31 protein-coding genes are annotated in these 19787 nt (G+C 32.5%); 1 reads left to right on the top strand and 30 read right to left on the bottom strand.

Annotated features, from left to right (window positions below; translation table 11 throughout):
- Nucleotides 1-42: 42 nt before the first annotated feature.
- The 23 genes from RN605_RS08260 to RN605_RS08150 form a co-directional block, all read right to left on the bottom strand.
- Nucleotides 43-384, bottom strand: coding sequence for a hypothetical protein (locus RN605_RS08260; RefSeq protein WP_313324108.1), 342 nt, complete (start codon nt 382-384; stop codon nt 43-45).
- A 14-nt stretch (nt 385-398) separates the two neighbouring features.
- Complete coding sequence (locus RN605_RS08255; protein WP_313324106.1) at nt 399-1229, bottom strand: hypothetical protein; 831 nt, start codon at nt 1227-1229, stop codon at nt 399-401.
- Between the two features lie 39 nt (nt 1230-1268).
- A complete protein-coding gene (locus RN605_RS08250) occupies nt 1269-1427 on the bottom strand; it encodes a hypothetical protein (protein ID WP_313324105.1) in 159 nt (52 codons plus the stop codon).
- A 27-nt stretch (nt 1428-1454) separates the two neighbouring features.
- Nucleotides 1455-1700 (bottom strand): hypothetical protein, encoded by a 246-nt coding sequence (locus RN605_RS08245; RefSeq protein WP_313324103.1) that lies wholly within the window; start codon nt 1698-1700, stop codon nt 1455-1457.
- Between the two features lie 24 nt (nt 1701-1724).
- Nucleotides 1725-5402, bottom strand: coding sequence for a zincin-like metallopeptidase domain-containing protein (locus RN605_RS08240; RefSeq protein ID WP_313324101.1), 3678 nt, complete (start codon nt 5400-5402; stop codon nt 1725-1727).
- Between the two features lie 20 nt (nt 5403-5422).
- Nucleotides 5423-5899 (bottom strand): hypothetical protein, encoded by a 477-nt coding sequence (locus tag RN605_RS08235; protein ID WP_313324099.1) that lies wholly within the window; start codon nt 5897-5899, stop codon nt 5423-5425.
- A gap of 3 nt (nt 5900-5902) precedes the next feature.
- Nucleotides 5903-6466, bottom strand: a complete 564-nt coding sequence (locus RN605_RS08230) for a peptidoglycan-binding domain-containing protein (protein WP_313324098.1) — start codon at nt 6464-6466, stop codon at nt 5903-5905.
- A gap of 16 nt (nt 6467-6482) precedes the next feature.
- Nucleotides 6483-7025, bottom strand: coding sequence for a hypothetical protein (locus RN605_RS08225; RefSeq protein WP_313324096.1), 543 nt, complete (start codon nt 7023-7025; stop codon nt 6483-6485).
- Between the two features lie 24 nt (nt 7026-7049).
- Complete coding sequence (locus RN605_RS08220) at nt 7050-7595, bottom strand: hypothetical protein (protein ID WP_313324094.1); 546 nt, start codon at nt 7593-7595, stop codon at nt 7050-7052.
- A complete protein-coding gene (locus RN605_RS08215; RefSeq protein ID WP_313324093.1) occupies nt 7595-7915 on the bottom strand; it encodes a hypothetical protein in 321 nt (106 codons plus the stop codon). Before RN605_RS08215 ends, RN605_RS08220 begins: the two co-directional genes overlap by 1 nt.
- A gap of 21 nt (nt 7916-7936) precedes the next feature.
- Nucleotides 7937-8284 (bottom strand): hypothetical protein, encoded by a 348-nt coding sequence (locus RN605_RS08210; RefSeq protein ID WP_313324091.1) that lies wholly within the window; start codon nt 8282-8284, stop codon nt 7937-7939.
- A gap of 2 nt (nt 8285-8286) precedes the next feature.
- Nucleotides 8287-10038, bottom strand: coding sequence for a hypothetical protein (locus tag RN605_RS08205; protein ID WP_313324089.1), 1752 nt, complete (start codon nt 10036-10038; stop codon nt 8287-8289).
- A 76-nt stretch (nt 10039-10114) separates the two neighbouring features.
- Nucleotides 10115-10645 carry a transglycosylase SLT domain-containing protein gene (locus RN605_RS08200; protein ID WP_313324088.1) on the bottom strand — a complete coding sequence of 177 codons (531 nt, stop codon included), beginning with the start codon at nt 10643-10645 and terminating at the stop codon, nt 10115-10117.
- 100 nt (nt 10646-10745) lie between these two features.
- Complete coding sequence (locus RN605_RS08195; protein ID WP_313324086.1) at nt 10746-11318, bottom strand: hypothetical protein; 573 nt, start codon at nt 11316-11318, stop codon at nt 10746-10748.
- 1 nt (nt 11319) lies between these two features.
- Entirely contained in the window at nt 11320-11775 is a 456-nt protein-coding gene (locus RN605_RS08190; RefSeq protein WP_313324084.1) for a hypothetical protein, read from the bottom strand.
- Nucleotides 11772-12299 (bottom strand): hypothetical protein, encoded by a 528-nt coding sequence (locus RN605_RS08185; protein WP_313324082.1) that lies wholly within the window; start codon nt 12297-12299, stop codon nt 11772-11774. The genes RN605_RS08190 and RN605_RS08185 overlap by 4 nt, the downstream gene beginning before the upstream one ends.
- Nucleotides 12300-12306: 7 nt before the next feature.
- Nucleotides 12307-12501: a hypothetical protein gene (locus RN605_RS08180; RefSeq protein ID WP_313324080.1), complete on the bottom strand. Its 195-nt coding sequence runs from the start codon at nt 12499-12501 to the stop codon at nt 12307-12309.
- Nucleotides 12494-13336: a hypothetical protein gene (locus RN605_RS08175; protein WP_313324078.1), complete on the bottom strand. Its 843-nt coding sequence runs from the start codon at nt 13334-13336 to the stop codon at nt 12494-12496. Before RN605_RS08175 ends, RN605_RS08180 begins: the two co-directional genes overlap by 8 nt.
- Nucleotides 13337-13356: 20 nt before the next feature.
- Nucleotides 13357-13620: a hypothetical protein gene (locus RN605_RS08170; RefSeq protein WP_313324077.1), complete on the bottom strand. Its 264-nt coding sequence runs from the start codon at nt 13618-13620 to the stop codon at nt 13357-13359.
- A 7-nt stretch (nt 13621-13627) separates the two neighbouring features.
- Nucleotides 13628-13993: a hypothetical protein gene (locus RN605_RS08165; RefSeq protein WP_313324075.1), complete on the bottom strand. Its 366-nt coding sequence runs from the start codon at nt 13991-13993 to the stop codon at nt 13628-13630.
- 78 nt (nt 13994-14071) lie between these two features.
- Complete coding sequence (locus RN605_RS08160; protein WP_313324074.1) at nt 14072-14677, bottom strand: hypothetical protein; 606 nt, start codon at nt 14675-14677, stop codon at nt 14072-14074.
- Nucleotides 14678-14739: 62 nt separating this feature from the next.
- Nucleotides 14740-15195: a hypothetical protein gene (locus RN605_RS08155; RefSeq protein WP_313324073.1), complete on the bottom strand. Its 456-nt coding sequence runs from the start codon at nt 15193-15195 to the stop codon at nt 14740-14742.
- Nucleotides 15196-15206: 11 nt separating this feature from the next.
- A complete protein-coding gene (locus RN605_RS08150; protein WP_313324071.1) occupies nt 15207-16868 on the bottom strand; it encodes a hypothetical protein in 1662 nt (553 codons plus the stop codon).
- A 193-nt stretch (nt 16869-17061) separates the two neighbouring features.
- Between RN605_RS08150 and RN605_RS08145 the strand changes: the two genes are divergently transcribed.
- Nucleotides 17062-17280: a hypothetical protein gene (locus RN605_RS08145; RefSeq protein ID WP_313324069.1), complete on the top strand. Its 219-nt coding sequence runs from the start codon at nt 17062-17064 to the stop codon at nt 17278-17280.
- An 80-nt stretch (nt 17281-17360) separates the two neighbouring features.
- On the opposite strand, the gene RN605_RS08140 is transcribed toward RN605_RS08145, so the two are convergent.
- The 7 genes from RN605_RS08140 to RN605_RS08110 form a co-directional block, all read right to left on the bottom strand.
- Nucleotides 17361-17633 (bottom strand): hypothetical protein, encoded by a 273-nt coding sequence (locus tag RN605_RS08140; protein ID WP_313324067.1) that lies wholly within the window; start codon nt 17631-17633, stop codon nt 17361-17363.
- Between the two features lie 152 nt (nt 17634-17785).
- Nucleotides 17786-18016 carry a hypothetical protein gene (locus RN605_RS08135; protein ID WP_313324066.1) on the bottom strand — a complete coding sequence of 77 codons (231 nt, stop codon included), beginning with the start codon at nt 18014-18016 and terminating at the stop codon, nt 17786-17788.
- A gap of 114 nt (nt 18017-18130) precedes the next feature.
- Nucleotides 18131-18361, bottom strand: coding sequence for a hypothetical protein (locus RN605_RS08130; protein WP_313324066.1), 231 nt, complete (start codon nt 18359-18361; stop codon nt 18131-18133).
- Nucleotides 18362-18445: 84 nt separating this feature from the next.
- Nucleotides 18446-18661 (bottom strand): hypothetical protein, encoded by a 216-nt coding sequence (locus RN605_RS08125; RefSeq protein ID WP_313324064.1) that lies wholly within the window; start codon nt 18659-18661, stop codon nt 18446-18448.
- A gap of 4 nt (nt 18662-18665) precedes the next feature.
- Nucleotides 18666-18965, bottom strand: coding sequence for a hypothetical protein (locus tag RN605_RS08120; RefSeq protein WP_313324062.1), 300 nt, complete (start codon nt 18963-18965; stop codon nt 18666-18668).
- 195 nt (nt 18966-19160) lie between these two features.
- On the bottom strand, nt 19161-19517 hold the full coding sequence (locus RN605_RS08115) for a hypothetical protein (protein WP_313324061.1): 357 nt from the start codon (nt 19515-19517) through the stop codon (nt 19161-19163).
- A 23-nt stretch (nt 19518-19540) separates the two neighbouring features.
- The gene (locus tag RN605_RS08110) at nt 19541-19786 is read right to left on the bottom strand and encodes a hypothetical protein (protein WP_313324059.1); all 246 of its coding nucleotides are present in this window, start codon (nt 19784-19786) and stop codon (nt 19541-19543) included.
- Nucleotide 19787: the final 1 nt, after the last annotated feature.

Raw genomic sequence — 19787 nt, 5'->3', positions numbered from 1 at the left:
CGAGGTTTTTTGGAATCTAAAATTTGACAACGGTTATATTTTTCAACTATTTTCTTCGATGTTGGTATCTTCCCAACGTAAATAATCTTCTAAAAATTTCCATGCTTTTTTTAAAATTTCATCAGGATTATTGTTGGTTGCTTCACAATTATTTTGAACATAAACGCCAAACCAGTTTTCGATATAACCTTCGTTATCTTCATACTCAAAACGTTCTTGTTTTCCTGTAAATTGAAAATCAACAAAATCATCAACAAGAATAAATTCTATTAATGATAAACTTTCAAGCGAATATATCCAAATTCTGTCATCATTTTGTGTTCCGTTTTTAATTGGAATTTCACAAAAAAGAAATTCTGGTCTTTTAAAATCAAATTTTTCCATAAAGCAAATGTAGATTATTTTTTAAAATAATCATTTGCAAAATGTTCCCATTGACTTGTATTGTTTGTTGCTATATTTTTTAAAGCTATTATTTTTTTATCATCAAAAGTAAAATCTTTTCCTGTTTCTCCTTTTATGGATATCATTCCGCCAGTTGAAGAAATATGCGTTACAACACCTTTAATTTTACTTTCTCCAACATATCTAAACAAACCTCTTGATTTTTGATACTCTTTTTTGGTTAATACTGCTGTTGGTTTTAGTTCAATTATTTTTTCTAATATCTGTTGCTGAATTTGCTTATCAGTTTTAGAATAATTGATTTTTAATTTTTTGAATAGTTTGATTACAATTTCTGGGTGTTTTGATTTTATAACTTTCTTTTCAACTTTATTTATAAAAACATTTTTATTTACAGATAGTTTTTCAATTTTTGAAAAGTAATTTTTTAAAAAAATTATTGCTTCGTCTTTCCTTTCTTTAGAAAAAATATTAATATCAATTTCATTACCATAATCATAAATAGTATCATCATCTACACCATCAATTTTTGAATGATCAGAAACTCTAACACTGAAATCTATTTCTGTTTTTGGGACATAAAATTTTAAATAAATTGATCCTGTTCTAGCTTTGTCTAAAGTATAATCTTCAACTTTACCGTCAATTATTTTATTAATTGCCATTATACTTGCTTGCGGTTTTAAATTATTGACATCAATTTTAGAACCTCTTGAACTGTATCTATTGATAAGGTTTTTTACTGCGCCTAACTTGTTTTTTTCTTTTTCTGATGAAGCTGCTGCAATTGCAATAGCTGTTCCGATTAATAATAATGGAATCATAGTAATAAATTTTAATCCCGAATTTCTTCGGGATTGGTTTTACTTTCTTTTTTTAGAAACAGCTTTCTTTTTAGCTGCTGCTTTCTTTTTTGGAGTTACTTTTACAATTGCGCCGCCTTTTTTGTACTTGTAACCTGGTTTTAATCTTGTGCCGCAGGAAGTCAATCCTGTTTTTTTGGCTACTCTTTTTTCTGCCATGATGCTTGGTTTTTTAATGGTTAATGATTAAATTTTTACTTGCTCTTTGCCTTTCGTTCCTTTCACAAATTTGTGTCCTGGTAATCTACACACTTTGCCTGTGTTGTCGGTTGGTGTTGTTGAGTTTTTTAACTCAAAAACAAACATTCCTTTGCTGTGGTTTGCCGTTAACTGATCTTCGGTGCAATTTAATTTTTTTACTGCTCCAGCAATTGCTCTTTTTTCGTCGTTGTTAACTTTGCTTTTTACTACTTTGTAAACTGATTTTTCCATGATTGTTGGTTTTATTAATGGTTATTAAATTTTCTCTATTTCTTCAGTAAATTCTATTTCTTCAAAATCTACATTTTCAGCGTTGGCTTCTAACCATTCCTGGTAACGCTTTGGATTGTATCTTTTAAAGCCTTCTTCCCAAACTATTTTTTCTCCTGCTCCATAACGACCTCGATTTTCAATAAGGAAATCTTCTACTGTCATAATTGCATCTACTAAATGTGTCCAACCTTGATCGCCTTTAAAGTTTCCGCCTTTGGTAACTTCAAAAATTAGGATGAATGAAACATTTGGAAACTGCTTGATGAATTTTTCTTTGAAATCTTCGGGTTTAATTTTTTCTTTACGTATGTAATCGCTGATCATGTCAATAAAAACAAACTTATACTTGCCTGTTTTTATTTCTTTTTCTAAATCGGCTAAATTATCGATGTCGCTTGGTTCTGCTGCTGCATTGTCTGACAAACCGCTATTGATCCATAAATCTTGTGTTGACTTATTAAAACCTTGATCGGCAAAATTGTAGAGTACTTTACCAAACTTGGTTAAATAATCTGCCATTTGTAAAGCTGCTGACGTTTTACCATTTTTAGGCGCACCCCAAATAGCAATTTTCATGTTTGCCGCAGGGTTTTGCATTAGTTCCTGCCAACCTTCGTCCATTTCTAAACTGTCAAACTGCATCGCCATTAATTTATTAGTTTTAGCTGCTGTTTCTGGTTTTTTTGGATGAATAATTTTATTGGTAATTACTGAAGCTGTTACACCAGTTGCAACACCTACCATAACATCAGAAATGCCGCCGTTTAGTTGGTCCTTTTCTGGTCCAAATAGTCCAATTTGATTGTTTCCGCCTTTGATATAATTAGCTTTGTTTTGCTCGAGTTCTATTTGCTTTTTATGGAAATGCGCAATTTCGCCTTTTATTGAAAACTGTTTTTTGATAGCATTTTTATATGTGGTTTCCTCAAAAGGAGAAATATATTCTGGATCAGAAACATTGGTTAATCTATCTTGCAACCTTTTGTATTGGTTATGAAGTTCGGTTAACTTGTCTTTTAGTTCCTGGTACTCTTTGTTATATGTTGTTTCGCCTTCGCTTACATATTTTATCCTTTTTAAATTCAAGCTGTTACTTGCATCAAAATCAAAACCACCCGCAATGGCGTAGATTTTTTGTAGAAAATCGGCTTTTGTTCTTATGCGCTTACTATCTTCTGCATTGATCAAGAAATTGTACATTTCGTTTTCATGTGCGTTGGTTAATGCAACATATTTTTTACGTGCTTCGCCTATCCAGTCTGCAATACGTTCAATAATTGAGGCGTTTTGCTTGTCGCTGTTTTCGGTTAATTTTTCAACGGCTTCAAGTGTTATACCTTTTGGGTTCAACGCTGCCAGGTTTAGAATATAATTAGCGTTTTTGCCTTCGGTTTTTTTGGCTAATGCTTCAATTTCTGACTTTGATTTTTTGCCTTTTAATTCACGGTAAATTTTTGCTCGTTCAATAGGAGTTTCTAAACTTCTATTCGAGTTGCTTTTTACTTTTGCAAATTCCATGGCCATGGATTCCGTTCCTTCAAAATACTTGATTGGTGCGGTTTTCTTTTTCAAAGTTTTCAATCCTTCGTGTCTATGATGTCCTGCTAGAAGATAGGTTTTTTTGTTCTTAGGATCAATCCACACAATTAACGGATCGAGTTCTGTTTCGTTGAAGTTTTCAACGATGTTTTTTACAATAGCCTGGTTTAATTTTGTTCTGTTTTGAAAACGTCCAGGATCAAGTGTAATTTTGGATAAAGCAATTGTTTTAACGGTAGTATTGGTTTTAGTTACGCTTTTAGTTTTTTTTATTACGTTTTTTGGCTTTTTATTATACGTTTTGCTGTATTTTTTCCAATTGTCAGAGGCTAATTCCTTGTCGTATCTTTTTCTTTGAGAAGGCGTTAATTTAATTGCTTTTGTTGGCGTTACTTTTTTTTTACGTGGTGTTGGCTTTTTAGCTTCAACTGGTTTTTTCCAATCAACTATTACTCTTTTTCCTTGAGTGTTTTTTCCGTTTTTTACAACTATTTCATAAACAAAAATTTCTAAATCTTTTCCAATTTCGTTTTGCTCCAATGAATTGTAAACAGCTTTCAATTCAGCAATTGTTTTTTTAGAAGCTGCTAATTCGCCAGACAAACTGTCTAACAACATATAACCAACAATTTTACTTTTTGTTGGCGTTGGTTTTTTTGTTGGTGTTGGCTTTTTGGCTTCAACTTGTTTTTTTATATCATTCAAATATTTTGGTTCGCCTTCATTATTAAACTGCAAAACATAGTCGCACAATTCCTGCGCTTTTGTACAAGCCTTCATAATAAATTTGTTATCTTCTTTCAAGTGAACTAGGGCATTGTTCCAATTTTTTAAATATTCTGCATGGTTTTTATTGGTGTGCCAAATTATACCTGCTTCAGCACTTAAAAAAGTTGCTCCCCATTCTGCCACTAATTCCTCAAAGGCATAAGGTTTACTTCCGAAACTTCCCGAAAAATCACGGTTTAGCCTGTGGAAATTTCCTGTTGAGTGTGAAAGTTCGTGAAACAACGTTCTGTAATAATCTTGTGAGGTTTCAAAATCTACTAAATGCGGCATTTGAATTAAATCTTGACCAGGAGAATAAAAAGCCCTGTCGCCGCCGTGTTTTAATTTTGGAGCAGGACTAGGATAATTTTCTACTATTGCATCGGCAATAGGTAAGCGTTTTTCTTCGGATGCAGGTAATTCATTTTCGATAAAACCTATTTTGAAGTTTTTTAAATCAAAATCTATATTTTCAACGTCTTTTCCGTTGAAAACATTGTAATATTTTAAAATTGGTATTCTTTTTACGTCCTTTTCGGTTTTGCCTATTTCAATTGCATACTTAATGGCTTTTTCTTTGTCATACGTGCCAAAATCAATGTTTTTCTTTTTATCTTCAACTTTATACAAGTATGTAAAATAAACTACTGGAAAACCTTTTGATCCTTTTTTTAATTTTCCTTTGTTGGATTCAATTTGTTTAAACGTTAGAAAATAAGGATTTTCTAAAGGTTCAAAACCTGCTAGTAAAAATACATTTACGCCTCTGTAACGTTTTTTTGTTTCCCAATTGAAAGGAATAGTATAGCCTGTGCCGTATTGTTTTGCTTTCCATTTTTGAACGTAACCGCTTCCTGTTGCTTCTTTGATCATTAGCAGCATTTTATCGGTAATCATTTGGTAAACATCATTAGGAGAAACGGCTTTGCCTAATTGGTCAAAATCTGCATCGTTTTCAATAAATTCTAAACCGCTTAAAATATCTTGATCTAGGCTGTGCGCTTTTTTTCTAATTTTTCTACGTCCTGTTTGTCCAATACCTTTTTTATGCCAGGTTATTACGCCTTTTGGGTTTACTGTGGCGGCTTTTTGTCCGTCTAAGTAATATACAAAGTCTTTGCCTTCTTTTTTAAACTCTAAGCCGCTTAAACGGTCCAATGATTCTGGTAATTTGGTAACGGCGTTTTCCTCAAACTCAAAAATTTCTGTGTCTGGGTTATCATTAAGAAGTTTAGATATTTTTTCGTGTACAACGAAATTTTGCTCGTCAAACGCTTGAGTGCTTAGTTTTGTGATTTCTGAACGAGAAAAAGACTTACCGCCTAAACGGTTGAAGGTTTTTGTAACTGGCATAAAAATTGGTCTTTAATGGTTTAATAGGCTAGTTCTTGGTCAATGGTATAGGTTTTGCCTAATGCTTCGACTTCAATTTGAAGTTGGTAATTCTCTAAATTTCCGTCGATTCCGTTGTTTAGAAACTGATCTATTATATTCAAAAGTAATAATTTTGTTTCAATGTTTTGCACAACAACATTACTTTTTGCGGGTAACGAAAATTCTGTTAGGTTGCTTTCGGCTTCGCCTATTAAATTTCCTTTGTAAAACAATCTTATTTTACGTAGTGAAATCATGCCAACAGTATAAATATCAAAATCAATATTAGTGTTGTTATGAAACGAAATTGAAACGTTCATAAAGAGTATTCCGCCTTTATATCGCAAGTTTGAAACACTATGAAGATCAATAGTCATTTTTTCAATTACTTCGGTATAATCACGTTTTTTCTTAAACGCAAAAAGTGTTGTTGCTCCCGCAATAACACCTATTAGCTTTAACATATCATTTGCCATAATTTATATTTTTTTCACGTCAGTTGCTTTTACGAAAATCATTTTATAGTTACCGTATAAAACTAAGTACCAATCGCCTAATTGAGTTGATGATCTTACTACTCCTGCTTCACGTCCAAAATTCATGTGTAAAAAAACATCATTCGTTTTGTACCAAAGTTTGTCGGCATTTTGTTGAGCAATGTAAAGATTTGAACCGTTTGGGTTGTTTATCATTACTCTTGATCCGCTTGGTATTCTGTCGGGGTTGGCATTTGGTAACGCTACAAACTGTTTTAACGTAGTTTGTTTAACCGCTTTTTGTCTATACAATGCAGCTTCAGTAATTGAACCAAAAACACCGTCAGCACCAACGTTTAACATTTCTTGAAGTTTTTGGACTTCTGGTCCTGTACTTCCTTTTTTTAGCAATTTGTTTTCGTCTAAAACAATTGGTAAAGGCGTTGTTGGGTTTTCGTTAAAAGGTATATCGGTAGTTGTTTCTGCCTTCTTTCTTGAAAGAGAAACAACACCGATAATGGTTAACAAACCCAATCCTGCATATAAATATGTGTTATTTGATTTCATGGTTTGTTTGTGTTTTTTAGATGCCTAAAAACATAGGATTTCCTAAGCCTGTAAAACTATTACTTACCAAAGTTCTAGGCATTTGAACTTTACCTCCGTATGGGCATGGTCTGTCGCCGCCTTGTTGACTGTAAGTCGTTGTGCTTCCGTCTGGATTAGTTCTAACACAAACTGGAATTTGTCTAGTTGGTTCGCCTAATCTTCTTGTTGAATTGAAAGGTCTTAACTCTAAATTTTCGTAGATATGTCCGCTTATTGGATAAGCTGCCAATTGTTCTTCTGTTAATCCTTCAATTGGAGTTTCGTTTCCAGGATATTTGTTTTGAAAATCAACAATAGCCTGTACGTTTGCTGTGTACCAACGCTGACCGTTTAAAACTACAAACCAATTTCCGTTGTCTTTTACAACTAATTTTCCTTCGTAGGTTTGTTGTGGCAATGTAGTTCCCGCATCTGAATAACTTGGGGTTGCTGCTTCTTGGTTTTTTTTCTTTTTTAAGTAGGTTGCTATTCCGAAAACTGCTGCTGCTCCTACAATTACTTTAGTTGTTGTATTCATAATATTGGTTTTTTAATGGTTATATTATTTTTTGATTTTCCAAATGATAAATATTAGTAAAAAAAGCCAAAACAAACGACCAACCCAAAGGTTGAATTTTTGCTCTTGTGTTAATGGTTTTTCTATCAATACTGGTTTTATTGTTTCAATGGTTGTTTTGGTGCTAACGTCTTTTTTGCTTTTTGAAATTACTATGCTGTCGTAGGCTTCTTGCAGCTTTGAGTAAGCGGTTAACGTTTTTGTATATTTATTATAATAAAAACTAATTTCGTTTTTACCTTGCTTTAATTTGCCGTTAAGCGATTCAAATATTTTTTCTTTCTCCTGGTTGCAAATGCTATCGCAATTTTTAGAAACTCCTGTTTTAATATCTGGGATTGGTTTGTCAACTTGTAATTCTAGTTCTGGACGTTTTGTAACTTTTGTAGTCGTTGTGTCATTGCTTGAGTTGGTGGTGTTGGTAGTGGTGTTTTTAGTTTCAACTACTGTTTTTTTAGGACCACAAGAAAACACTAGCAAAATTGCTAGAAATAAAAACCAAACGATTAAGAATTTATATTTAAGTTTCATTACTTTATTTTATTATTTTCACAAATTGAGCATTGGTCGATATATTGTTGAAGTTTCTTTTTTATTTCTTTGTTTTCTGATTCAATTATTTTGTTTTTTTCTTCAATTTCATCCATACGCTTATTAACTTGTTCTACCATTCGAGTATAGATATTATCAATACCAGCAATGGCGTTTATATCTTCTTGTTTCCCTTTAGCAAGTTCTTGTATTCCTTTTCCTTTTTCTTGGTTGCGTTGGTAACGAATAGTAAAAATGAATGTTATAATTCCAGTAACTCCACTACTTGTTACTATGGTAATAATTGTTTCTACGTTCATAAAATTAAAGGCGTGTATAAATTAAAAAATTGCTATATAAATTAAGTGTCCAATTATGAAAACCGAACCAGTAAAAAGAATATCGGGTACGCTATTTTTTTGCCATTCTTTCCAAGTTAGATTTACTTGAAATTGGTGCGCTTGCCATACTTCAAATAACCACGAAAAACCATAACCAATTATTACGGTTAAAATAGTTTGAAAATAATGCTCCGTACCTATTTTGCCCTCGAAATAGGCTTCTTTTAAATGCATAAAATTGCAATAGTTCATTAAGAACGACCATACAAAACCAATAGGTAAAGCAATGCTGTGTAAATGCCAACGTTGAGCAATGAAATAAGCGTATATTTTTTTTATCGTTTTCATTTTTAATCGACTACTAAAATACTGTTAGGGTTAGTTGAATTGGTTTGTATGTTTGATAAGTCGCCATCCATTCCACCAAGATTATTGAATAATAAAACATTTGGATAATGAATTGAAACAATTTCAGAAGTTGTAAATATATTGGCTGGTAAAGTTGCGGTTGCAAGAGTTCCAAGTTTGCCTAAAATATCAAAACGACCACCATAATCAACACAAAAATCAACACCACAATCATAAATCCAGTAAACTTGATTTTTTTCTCTAGGTGATGAACCTTGCAAAAACGAATCGCCAACAGTTAATTTACCAAACGAATTGTTGCCACTTGAAGCAAGAAAACAAGAACCACCAAAAGCAACTTCTTTGAAAGTAGTATTTGCTTGTGAATTTATAAAACTATTGTTTCCGAACGAACAAAAATCATCGCATTTAATAGTCACGTTTTCTAAACAATTAAGGAATGTTTCATTTCCAAACGTACAATTTGAGCCAAAAATATAGTTACCGATAGTAACCGATTCAAAACAATTGTCTTGAAATATGTTGCCGTTTCCGAAATTATTATTACTTAATGCAGATGAAAAGTTATAAATACCAAAACTTATATAATCCCCAAAAGTGTTGTTTCCTTGTGCTGAATTGAAGCAATTTTCCTCAAAATTGCAATTACTTAAAAAAGTTAAATTTGCGCTACTGCTTTCAAAACATTGAACGTCAAAACTATTATTTTGCTTAAATATTGTTTTTTGTGAGTTGTAGTTTAAAAATGAATTATCGCCAAACGTTGAATTTTCGCCAAAAAGAGCATCAAAAACAACGGCATTTTTAAAACATTCCGTTCCGAAAACTTGTGTATTTCCAATGGTTAATTTATCAATATTTATGCCTTCAAAAACTTGATTTTCAAACGTACAATTGCTACCAATTTCAATAGTACCAGTAGCAAACCTAAATGTTAGATTCCCAAAAGTACAATTGTTTCCAAAAGTATTTTTACCAGTAACTCCATACAAAGCGTTCGCTTCAAAAAAACAATCATTACCAAAGGTATTGTTAGCTTTTGAACTATTTAAAGTAAAAACATCAAAAAAACTATCAGTTCCAAAAATATTATTTCCTTCTGTAAGATAAAAAGAGTTATATCCATAAGAACCATAAGAACCAAAAACTAAATTTCCTTTGTAAACAATGAAACAATTTTCACCACAAACGGTAGTAATACCAAAAGTGTTGTTTCCACTTGCATTGCTAAAACATAAGTTTTCAAAAGTATTTGTGTTTCCGAAAGTGTTGTTTCCAGTAGCTTCTTTGAAACTTTCTTCTGAAAAATAGTTGTTATTACCAAAAGTGTTGTTTCCAGTTGATTCCGAAAAACTTAACTCTTTAAATAATATTCCGCCACCAAAAACGTTGTTTTGGTCGTTAGCTTCAAAAGATTGTTTTTGAAATCCAATAACAAGACCAAGTTCATCAATAAATTGTAAATGTTCGGCATCGGTTGGTTTACCGCAAAAACCGTCAATTAATGTTAGTGTTGTGTCTTGCGGTAATGTGAAATAAAAAGTATTGTTTGAATAACTGGTTTCAGTTGGTATAACTGCCGTAAATAAAGCTAAATAAGTCAATGCTCCAGCCAAGTCAGAAAACTTTTGTTGCGTAGCATCCACAAGCTGAATTTTACCTAACGGCAAAGAACCGCCACCGTTTGACGTTTCTTTTTTTACTACTCCAATTGTTACACCTAAATTATTCATTTCTTTTTATTCTTATCGTAATAATGCTTTCCTATGAAGAAAGCTGCTGTTAAAAATGCTAGTCCTGTTATTCCAATTACTGCTTTTTTTTTACAAATTCCTTAATCCATTCAGTAGGCAGCTTTCTTAACATTACGGTTGCAATTTCGCCTACGGTAACTTTTTTGTCTTTGTTTATATCAAAGGCGGGATTTTGTGTCGCTATCAATGATGCGGGTAATTTGCTCGTTTGAATAATGTAGTTTTCATCTTTGCCAACTGCGGCAGGAAAAAACGTAACAAGATAACAGTCAACATAATTTGTGATTTTTGATTTATAAGGCAAATAATATTTTAAAACATAATCAAGCTGCTGTACTGCTGTCATGTTTCTTAATGCTGTGGTTGTAGTTCCTAAGCCAATGGCTGTGGAAGGCATGAACTGAATTAAACCAGTTGCACCAATGCTATTAGTGATTGAAGGCGAAAAAGTTCCTGCGCTTTCCCAATGCATTATTGCCATTAACCAATTAGGGTTAATACCAAGTTTTGTCGCTATTTCTTTTACTTTTGCAATAAAAGGAATACGATAACTTGAAGGCACTTTATTTTCGTAAATCAAACTCATACTTTTTTGTTTTTAGAAATTGACAATTGCGGGTTTACCGTCCAAATTCAACCCGCAAGTTGCCAACATTCACGCAAATTTTTGCTGCTAACTAACCTAACTAAATACTTGAAACTGTTGTTTTCTTTTTCTCTGTTGCTTTTTTGATTACTGCTGCGGCTAACAAAGCTGCTGCAAACCAACCTAAGTAACTTTTAGGCGGTTTTATTATTATTGGCGGCAAAACATTACTGTCTTGCTCTAAAACTACTACTGAAGGCACATTTTTAGCAATTGCTTTAAACGGCTTATAACCTATATAACTGATTATTATTGAAGCGTTAGCGTTGGTATTAATCAATTGAATAAAACCATTTTCGGTCGTGCTGTAAAACTGATCATCAACTTGAACGGTAGCCAATGGCAAAGTTTCCTCTTTGCTTTTTACCGTTGTGCGTAACGTAATTTTAACGTCTGGCTCAATTTGTGGTAAAACATCGCCAGAAGTAGGCTGTAAAGCTGTTGGCAATGTTACTGTTGGTATTGTTGTTATTGGTTGCAATCCTGTTGGAACTAAAACATTAATTGGTGTACCAGGATTATAAGTCGCTATATTTGCAAGATCAGTATTAAATGAACTATCCAAATTGGCTGCAACCGCACCTAAACCATTAAAATTGATTGTATTATTCATGTTATAGGTAGTTTGGATATTTTTGTTTTAAATCATTATAATCGTCCGTTGATAATTCGTTTTTTAGAATTATATCTAAAGGATAATAAGTTGGTGTTTGCCATAATAAAAACAAATCATTAGCAGAAAATTTATTGTAAGCACGTTTACCAAAAGCCGTCATAAGTTGCCCAAATTGATTTTGAGAAACGGTTCTTAATAATGAAAAAACTTCTTCGGTTTGTCCTGGATTAAGAAAACTAGAACCGCCCGTACGTCTTAATAAATTATAAAGTTCGTCGGCTATTTTTTTAGCATTAAAAACAGAATTATTAGCGTTGGTTACGCTGCCGTTTCCTGTTGGATCGTAGGTTGAATTAGAAGGATCGTTTTTTTTCTTAAAAATTGCAGAAAGCAATAATATTGCGGCAATTCCACCAACTCCGTAGGTTATGTATTTTTTGTCTTGTGGTGTCATATTCCAATAAATTTAGCTTGAGAAACTTCTTTTTTTGTAACTTCTTTTGTTGGTTCTGGTGCTTGTCTAAAAAATGCTCCATTTAGTAAAAATGAAAGTTTGGTTAAATCTTCGCCTCTAAATTGGTCCTGCAACCATTCAATAAGGTTTAATTGTCCGCCAAATAATTGTCCTCTACGTTTACCAAAAGCATTGTAAACACGCACAAAACCGTTATAATTTAAGCCTGTTAATTGTGCTGCAACAGTATTGTAGTCGGTAGTAAACCAACCCATTGATCCCTCAATTGCATCGGCTTTAGATTTTGCAACTGCCAAAGAAACATTAGCTTGTGGATAGTTAGAGTTTTCAGATATTTTTACAAAACGATTGGACCAACTTCTGTAAATCAAATATCCTGCTGTACCTACAACGGCAAATTTTATTAAAAACGGAAGCACAGAAGCAACTTGTTTGTTTACTTCTGATTTGTTTACTGCTTCCGCCAACAAAACTGGATTTCCTATTTTTGATTTACTAGGCATCTTTTTTTTACTTTAGTAATACTTTTAACGTCATGAATTTTGCCGCACTTTCTAAATAACTTTTAGCTTTTGGAATTTCTGATAATTCGCCTAACCTGGTTAATTGATCCGTTGGCAATTCATTGATTTTTTGCAATATCATTTTTCTTTTCAAAGCGTCCATATCTGAACTGCCTTTGACTACAATTGTATTATTATCCATTGACAATTAATTTTTCAACTTCTTGAACTAAAGCAGGATTACTACTAAACTTATGGCAAATTGCACCTAATAACTGTACTTGCTGATCATTTAAAATATCGAGAATTGTAACAAACTCTTTTTTGGTTTCACTCCAATTAGGGTTTCCAAGTTGCTCAACTTCTGGCGAAAAGCCACCGTTTTTCATAGCTGCTATTTTTTCCAACATTTCTGGTGCTTTTTCAAGCAACTTTTGAAAACCGTCGCCGTCGAAAAAGCCTTTGTTTTCCATTTTAGCCATCATTACGGCTAAAGTTTCTTTTGCTTCGGCGGTTTCGAGTTTCGTTTTGGTTGTGCGTAACTCTAAATCTAATCTGTCGTTGGCACTTCTTAAATTTCTGATTTCGTCCTTTGCCTCGTTTAGTTGATCTACTTTATCTTCATAACGTTGAGAGTTAACTTTGTCTGTTATGATTTGTCCCAACATATCAACGCCAAGTCCACCTAAACTGGCAGGAAGATTGTAAACTGGTGCTGCTTGAACTTGTTGCGTTGTTGCTACTTCCATAGTTTGAACTGGTGCATTGTTGTTATTTGCATTAACTTCAACTGGAAATGATGCTTTCTTTACTGAAGTGTTGCCTTGTTTTTCTCTAACTTCAACCCAAAAACGAGCAAAATCGTTAGGGTTGTTTAGGTTGGATTTTAGAAAATTTTCCAAATCTTCGTTTGGTATTTCTTGTAAGTAGATATACTTTTTTACAACATGGTTAGATGTTGATTGATCTACAATGCTTAAAAACCTAGTTTCTGGACTAAGTTTTAAGAATTGAATTGCTTTTGAAATATTGCTCATGTCTTTGCGTGAATTGAGTTTTATTGATTTAGTGTTACATATCCTATATAAAGGATGTTTTGTTTTGTCGAATCATTACCAAAAGTGATTTTAATTTCATTTTGTAAAACCACACCTGGTACATTTACAGGAAAACTGTCGCCTGGCTCTAATAACATACCGTTAACGTAAACGTTTTGCGTTCCTTGATTTTGAAACGTAGGATTGCATTTCCCTTTCATGGAAAAATTATTAATAGAGTTGGTAACTAGTTCGTTAACCATGTCGCCTGGTACAAAAAACATATTTTAGTTAGTTTTTTTGGTACATGAATAATACTTGAACTTGCACGTTTTGTACTGCCGAAGTTTCATAGGCTGATAACTCAACATAGTATTGAAAACTTCCAGGCAAATCGACTGGTCGCATACTATCTTGATAAGTTCCGCCATTCGTTTTTTGAGAAAATCTAATGTCCGCAGCTTTTACAACGTCATTATTGTTTTGATAAACGGTTAAATCAATGATTCTACCTTCAGTATTATCAGTAGGAACACAAGCCATTGCAACAACTCTTGAGCCTGGAATATCGGCTAATACTCTAGTGCTTTTCAAGGTGTTTTTTTCCAATATTACATTAACGGTAACGTAATCGTATTTAGGTGTTTCAAATTCCATTTTGTCTTTAGATTAAAAAAAGCCTCGCCTTAATAGGCAAGGCTTTTTTGGTTATTGGTTTTAATAATGGTTCGGTTATTATGATTTAACTTGCGTTTGACAACCTTTCAAACGAATAAGTACATAATGGAATTTTGCAGGATCTAATGAAACTCCAGGAGGAAACTTAATGTACATATCAATAGTATCAACATCATTAAGCAATCTCAAAGAATTTGTAGAAGTATAGGCATCTTTTGAGTTTTGTCCTGTATCAATATTGCAAATATCTCTTACTGGTGCTTCAAAAACTACTAAACCGTTTTGTTTAATTATGAAATCACAGTTTTGTAATACCGCAGGTGGCACATCGTCATAAGCTAATGCTCCTTCTTCTCCGTCGGCTGTGCCTTCCGCATATTCAAAGGCTACACTATCAAAAACGACTGCTCTACCTGGTTGAAGTCTGTTTTTATCGAAGTTACAAATACCTGTCACTCTTTCTGTTGTACCGTCTAACAAATCCGCTTGGTTTCCGCCTTCGATTTGTTTACGGATGTACAAAGTTTGGTCATCTAACTTAACTTTTCCTGGTTCTTTTGACAATGAAGAAACTAATTGAGCTGATAATGAGTTTGTCATTATTGCTAAAAAGTTCAAAATGATAAAGAATGTTTTCTTGTTATAATTTTGTAATGGGTTCATGATCTTTTTTTTTAATGGTTTTGTTTTATTTTTTTTGTTACTATTTTTTGATTTCTACTTTTTTATGCTCCTGTCCAGGCGACATCTTGAGTTTCTACTCTATCCCAAACGCTTGCAGCGTCGTTATTTGGCATCCAATCAACTGCTGCTAATCTTTCAGCTAATTCTACTGGTTCGTCTTTGTGTCCTAAAAAGGCATTAAAGAATTTACCAGCAATAGTGTTAGGATCTTGCGGAGCAATTGCCTCTTTTGTACGTGCTGTAATTTCATCATAGATCGGTTTTCCGCCGAAGCCTAATAATGCTAATTGTACGTTTTCGCCCATTGGCTTTTTAGTATCTACTGAAGCTGCGCCCAATAGTCCTAGTGCAGCAAGAATGTAGTTTTTATAACTGTTGGTCGAACTCGGCATAATTGCAGAAACACCGTCAGCCATTTTAACACCTACACCAACTGAAACAGCTTTCAAAACTGTATCTGTACCACTTTTAATCGAAGGTTTTTTAATTATTGACATATCGTTTTTTTTTATTTTTTAGTTTTTGTTTTCGGTTTTGACTTTGTTACATCAGTTTTTGGTTTAACCAAGAATAAAGCTGCTGCAATTCCGCCGCCTACTAAAGCTACGTTTGTAAGGCTTAAACCTTTATTGCTATCTGGTTTTGGTGGAGTTGCAACGTTTCCGCCACTTGTAGTTCCGCCGCTTGTATTTCCGCCACCTATCGAAATTGTATCGCCGCTATTAATAGGGGTAAACACAACTTTTGATAAGTTTAAAAACGGATAATCTACAAATGAATTTTGTGGAGCTTTCCAGGTTGCATTTTCTCCGCCGTCATAACCTGTTATAGATTTTGGCATCATAAATACAATAGGCGAAATTCTTTTTGTTTCTACGGTTGCACCTTTTGAAACTAAATCGCTAACTATTGCATCGGCTTTTACTTTTAACGGCTTAACAAAATCTTGATACATTTTGATTGCCTTTCTTGCACAAGCCGACCAGTTAGCCTCGCTTGGTTTTATTTCAAACTGATATTTATTGATTGCGTAAGCATCACGGATAAATTGATTAACCGCAGCTTGTAAATCATTGGTGTTTGTGGCTGTTTGTATTCTGTTTAACCAATAGTTAAAAGTTGGTACATATTGTTTTTCAATATTTACTTTTGCTTTTTGCGGGGTTAAACTTGCTCCCCAACATGATAAATCAAAACCGTTGGCAAAAACTGCTCCGAAAGTTGAGTTTAAAAAATTGGTTGGTATAATTGAAGAAACTAAGGTTTTGATTGATTGAGTATCGCCAGAAAAAACACCTGTTACTGCTGTTGCTGTTGTTCCTAAATCTAATCCTAAGCCGTGAACTCTACCTAAACCAGTAGGCGTATTCATAGCAATTGCACGTTGAAAAACTTCGCTTAAATTTGGATCTATACCGTTTTCAATGTTTTGCTTTACGATTGCTAACATTGTATTGGTAACATTACGGTTAACGCCGTTTCTTTCAAGCTGCGTTAAAAACTTATGAAAGTTGTTTACTGTATTTTGTAATACCATTGGATTACCTAAACCAGTTCTGGCTATTGGTTTACCTTGACAGGCGCAACCTAAACCAGTAAATTGTAACGGACTTGCTAAACCACGATGATACATCATTTTTTTATCGTATTTCTTAGTGTAAAAAACTTCTTTGTTGTTGTGCGTTGTTGCATCGATAATGTGTAGTTTGTTTCCTTCGGGTACTACTACGTAAACGTGCGACCAGAAAGGCGTACTTTGTTGAACTTGACGAAATGAACAATCAATTTTTAAATTGTCTAGTAACATTTGAGCCAACATACTGAAGGTTTTACAGTCAAAACCTTTTTCTCTATAATGCCATGCGGCACTTGGACTATAAAGGTTTTGCGCTTCGCCGTCTAGTTTGTATTGGAAATGATTATAAAGAAAATTGTAAATGTTTCTACAAGTTTCTGCTAACGTTTTTCCTTTTAATAACGGTGCTACTTTTGAAAACTGCCAGGAATATTTTTTGCTCCATTGAGCCATGTACTCCAACGTATCAAACGTATTACTGTTATCGCTTGGCTTGTCAAATTTTTTAACTACATTTTCAAACTTCGGTATCAGTTTTTCGTACTGATCGCCTTTTTTTAGTTTTCGATATAATAAAGCATCAACAACATTCATTTTTTGTAAAACTTTGAAACAAATTTTAGCATGAATGTTTTATAATGGTTTGGATTTTTTAGGATTGTGTCAAAATGCTACGGATTTTGTTGGATTTAAACGAATTATAACGGATTCCGTCGAATTTTTTTTAATTGATTTTATTTTTGAATTGAAAATTATAGTACTTTTGAATAACCATTAATTTACCAATATGCCAATTTACCAACCACAACGTAAAGCTGATATTTACGAAGCACTAAAACCAATTTCATTGCTAGAAATTAGAGCCGAAATTATTGAGGTTATAATGGAATTAAGAAATTGCCCAGAGAAACAAGCAAAAGACGTTAAAACGTTATATCCTAACGAGGTTGCCGAAGTGTACCGACGTTTTAAAATGGATATAGACGAAAAAAAAACCGCTAGTTAGCGGCTTTTTTTATATTGCGCCATTAAAACGGCGCATAACAGTCAATTGTAGCAATTTTGCAAACTGCTACAATTTTTGTGTTATAAAACATTTTTAAGATAGTGGTGCAGACAAGCGTAAAGTTCTTTAATTGCTTCATCGCTCAACCCAACCAAAGAATATTTTATCTTTTCGTTTTCAGAAAATTTAGTAATTGCACCATCTTCTTTTCCTGTTTCAGAAGTCAAAGAAGTTATGTAAATCATATTTCTATTTTTGCCATCAACTTCTTTTTTAACAACTGCAAATCTTCTGTTTTTTGCCTTAATAGTAAAAGCATCTTTATAACCTTGTAATTTAATTGGTTTGTACATAATAAAAACGTTTTATAACAGCAATTACACGCTATTGCTTTATTGTGATTAATTTAATTTTGGTTTTGTACCTTTCAAATCCGTGTTAAATCGAAAGATAGTTTTGTGTTTTTACGCAACATCGTGTAGTTGCGAAACGTTATAAGAAATAGCTACGATTCGTTTTCAAAATCAAATTCTTCCTTAATAATTTCGTCTAAATCTGTAGATGGTTTTTCGTCTATAATTCTAAAAGCAATTTTATGACACTCTTGAATTATATATTCAATTTCATCTTCTGTTAACAATTCACAAGTTGTTTCTCCAGTAATATCATTCATCAATAAAATAGCCTGACACCATCGTTTTGCTATTCTTCTTAAAACTAATTTATCTTTTACCATAACTTTTTGTTTAATTACCCGCTACTTCTTATAACAGGTGTTTGTAGCTACCAGCCGAAATTATAGGAGCGTGTAGGCTGGCATCTACAAGCACCGATACGTTATAAGAAATAGCTACGATTCGTTTTCAAAATCAAATTCTTCCTTAATAATTTCGTCTAAATCTGTAGATGGTTTTTCGTCTATAATTCTAAAAGCAATTTTATGACACTCTTGAATTATATATTCAATTTCATCTTCTGTTAACAATTCACAAGTTGTTTCTCCAGTAATATCATTCATCAATAAAATAGCCTGACACCATCGTTTTGCTATTCTTCTTAAAACTAATTTATCTTTTACCATAACTTTTTGTTTAATTACCCGCTACTTCTTATAACAGGTGTTTGTAGCTACCAGCCGAAATTATAGGAGCGTGTAGGCTGGCATCTACAAGCACCGATACGTTATAACAGGTAAAATAGTGTATTGATTTAGCTGCATCTTGATTTTATTATCTTCAATAGCTTTAAATGCTAATTCTTGAGTGGAAAAATTGTTTTCTTTTCCGTTGGGTAAGTTTTCTATTTCGCCTAAAACATATTCTTGATCTGACGTTGAAAAATAAGGTTCGCCTTGTTTTATCAATTTAAAAATTTTATACATAATTTTATTTTTTATGGTTTATCATTTTATAGTTGTAAAAAGCAATTAAGCAATTTTCACAAGCGGTTTTGTAGTCGGCGCATTGAAGATTATCATTGCTACAAACTTTCTTTTTTGAGGCTTTTTTTTCTAATTTATAATAAATATCTGCAATCATTTTAGGTGTTGTTTTTTTATCGTAAGCCATTGCTTCGCCACCATAAAGAATGAATAATTTTGAGATCTTAAATAAGTGGAAAATGATTCCAATAATATTAAGCATTAAGAAAAAAGGTAGTCCGAGTATTCGTTTTAAATATTTCATATTTTATTGTTGTTTTTAATTTTTCTACCTAAGCAAAATGCAATTATTGGATACATGATCATTAACGTAAGTAAACCTATTATTGTAACGGTTTTTATAAGCATATAAACCAACGTTGCAACGCTGTTAATTAGAAGTTTCATTTTATAAATTATAATTAAGAAATACTTATAATTCTAAATTTTGGAATGTCTTTTAATGGAATATCTGAATAGGAAAACAACAATCAATAATTACAGCGTTTGGAAGATTATTTTTCATGTTTGTTTTAATGAATATCAATGATTTTATAAAATCTTGATCTGTTAATTTTTTGATTTGTGCATAATTTTTAACGTTGTTAAACGTTAATGATCCTATTTCTTTTTTTAATTGAAAGGTATTTTTCAATAAATTTATATATTCAACGTTGAAATTATTGTTTCCTTCATTAATTACTCTTAATGGGTTTATCCAACATTTAGCCAATCCAAAAATAACGTTGTGTTTTTTTATATTTCTTCTGTTTTCTATTACTGGTTCTGTTGAAAATACTAAAATTATTGTTTCCATTTTGCGTGGTTTTTTAATGGTTATTATCTTATTTTAAAGTTATTTTTAGGTTTAGAAAAATATTTACTAGGATTGAATTTAGAAGGGATTTTACTGAAAAGCGATTCTTTAAAAAATATTTTTTCTGCTGGAAAACCTACTTCATCATCTTTATAACCTTCAACAACAACAAATTCAATTTCATTTTCAATACTTTCATAAAAATCTTTAAATAATTCTTGATTATGATTTTTACCTATGGCAATTATTAATTTTGGCATTTCTTTCATA

This window comes from Flavobacterium sp. PMTSA4 (assembly GCF_032098525.1).
In the GTDB taxonomy this organism is placed as follows: domain Bacteria; phylum Bacteroidota; class Bacteroidia; order Flavobacteriales; family Flavobacteriaceae; genus Flavobacterium; species Flavobacterium capsici.
This window is presented reverse-complemented; position numbering and strand designations above follow the sequence as displayed.

Excerpts from the sequence above, each read along its gene's own strand:
- RN605_RS08120 (WP_313324062.1), bottom strand. The coding sequence starts at position 18,965 with ATGAAATATTTAAAACGAATACTCGGACTACCTTTTTTCTTAATGCTT.
- RN605_RS08205 (WP_313324089.1), bottom strand. The coding sequence starts at position 10,038 with ATGAATAATTTAGGTGTAACAATTGGAGTAGTAAAAAAAGAAACGTCA.
- RN605_RS08160 (WP_313324074.1), bottom strand. The coding sequence starts at position 14,677 with ATGAACCCATTACAAAATTATAACAAGAAAACATTCTTTATCATTTTG.
- RN605_RS08135 (WP_313324066.1), bottom strand. The coding sequence starts at position 18,016 with ATGGTAAAAGATAAATTAGTTTTAAGAAGAATAGCAAAACGATGGTGT.
- RN605_RS08250 (WP_313324105.1), bottom strand. The coding sequence starts at position 1,427 with ATGGCAGAAAAAAGAGTAGCCAAAAAAACAGGATTGACTTCCTGCGGC.
- RN605_RS08185 (WP_313324082.1), bottom strand. The coding sequence starts at position 12,299 with ATGCCTAGTAAATCAAAAATAGGAAATCCAGTTTTGTTGGCGGAAGCA.
- RN605_RS08145 (WP_313324069.1), top strand. The coding sequence starts at position 17,062 with ATGCCAATTTACCAACCACAACGTAAAGCTGATATTTACGAAGCACTA.
- RN605_RS08130 (WP_313324066.1), bottom strand. The coding sequence starts at position 18,361 with ATGGTAAAAGATAAATTAGTTTTAAGAAGAATAGCAAAACGATGGTGT.
- RN605_RS08215 (WP_313324093.1), bottom strand. The coding sequence starts at position 7,915 with ATGAACGTAGAAACAATTATTACCATAGTAACAAGTAGTGGAGTTACT.
- RN605_RS08175 (WP_313324078.1), bottom strand. The coding sequence starts at position 13,336 with ATGAGCAATATTTCAAAAGCAATTCAATTCTTAAAACTTAGTCCAGAA.
- RN605_RS08140 (WP_313324067.1), bottom strand. The coding sequence starts at position 17,633 with ATGTACAAACCAATTAAATTACAAGGTTATAAAGATGCTTTTACTATT.
- RN605_RS08150 (WP_313324071.1), bottom strand. The coding sequence starts at position 16,868 with ATGAATGTTGTTGATGCTTTATTATATCGAAAACTAAAAAAAGGCGAT.
- RN605_RS08115 (WP_313324061.1), bottom strand. The coding sequence starts at position 19,517 with ATGGAAACAATAATTTTAGTATTTTCAACAGAACCAGTAATAGAAAAC.
- RN605_RS08235 (WP_313324099.1), bottom strand. The coding sequence starts at position 5,899 with ATGGCAAATGATATGTTAAAGCTAATAGGTGTTATTGCGGGAGCAACA.
- RN605_RS08155 (WP_313324073.1), bottom strand. The coding sequence starts at position 15,195 with ATGTCAATAATTAAAAAACCTTCGATTAAAAGTGGTACAGATACAGTT.
- RN605_RS08210 (WP_313324091.1), bottom strand. The coding sequence starts at position 8,284 with ATGAAAACGATAAAAAAAATATACGCTTATTTCATTGCTCAACGTTGG.
- RN605_RS08125 (WP_313324064.1), bottom strand. The coding sequence starts at position 18,661 with ATGTATAAAATTTTTAAATTGATAAAACAAGGCGAACCTTATTTTTCA.
- RN605_RS08110 (WP_313324059.1), bottom strand. The coding sequence starts at position 19,786 with ATGAAAGAAATGCCAAAATTAATAATTGCCATAGGTAAAAATCATAAT.
- RN605_RS08230 (WP_313324098.1), bottom strand. The coding sequence starts at position 6,466 with ATGAAATCAAATAACACATATTTATATGCAGGATTGGGTTTGTTAACC.
- RN605_RS08200 (WP_313324088.1), bottom strand. The coding sequence starts at position 10,645 with ATGAGTTTGATTTACGAAAATAAAGTGCCTTCAAGTTATCGTATTCCT.
- RN605_RS08220 (WP_313324094.1), bottom strand. The coding sequence starts at position 7,595 with ATGAAACTTAAATATAAATTCTTAATCGTTTGGTTTTTATTTCTAGCA.
- RN605_RS08195 (WP_313324086.1), bottom strand. The coding sequence starts at position 11,318 with ATGAATAATACAATCAATTTTAATGGTTTAGGTGCGGTTGCAGCCAAT.
- RN605_RS08165 (WP_313324075.1), bottom strand. The coding sequence starts at position 13,993 with ATGGAATTTGAAACACCTAAATACGATTACGTTACCGTTAATGTAATA.
- RN605_RS08245 (WP_313324103.1), bottom strand. The coding sequence starts at position 1,700 with ATGGAAAAATCAGTTTACAAAGTAGTAAAAAGCAAAGTTAACAACGAC.
- RN605_RS08260 (WP_313324108.1), bottom strand. The coding sequence starts at position 384 with ATGGAAAAATTTGATTTTAAAAGACCAGAATTTCTTTTTTGTGAAATT.
- RN605_RS08240 (WP_313324101.1), bottom strand. The coding sequence starts at position 5,402 with ATGCCAGTTACAAAAACCTTCAACCGTTTAGGCGGTAAGTCTTTTTCT.
- RN605_RS08180 (WP_313324080.1), bottom strand. The coding sequence starts at position 12,501 with ATGGATAATAATACAATTGTAGTCAAAGGCAGTTCAGATATGGACGCT.
- RN605_RS08255 (WP_313324106.1), bottom strand. The coding sequence starts at position 1,229 with ATGATTCCATTATTATTAATCGGAACAGCTATTGCAATTGCAGCAGCT.
- RN605_RS08170 (WP_313324077.1), bottom strand. The coding sequence starts at position 13,620 with ATGTTTTTTGTACCAGGCGACATGGTTAACGAACTAGTTACCAACTCT.
- RN605_RS08225 (WP_313324096.1), bottom strand. The coding sequence starts at position 7,025 with ATGAATACAACAACTAAAGTAATTGTAGGAGCAGCAGCAGTTTTCGGA.
- RN605_RS08190 (WP_313324084.1), bottom strand. The coding sequence starts at position 11,775 with ATGACACCACAAGACAAAAAATACATAACCTACGGAGTTGGTGGAATT.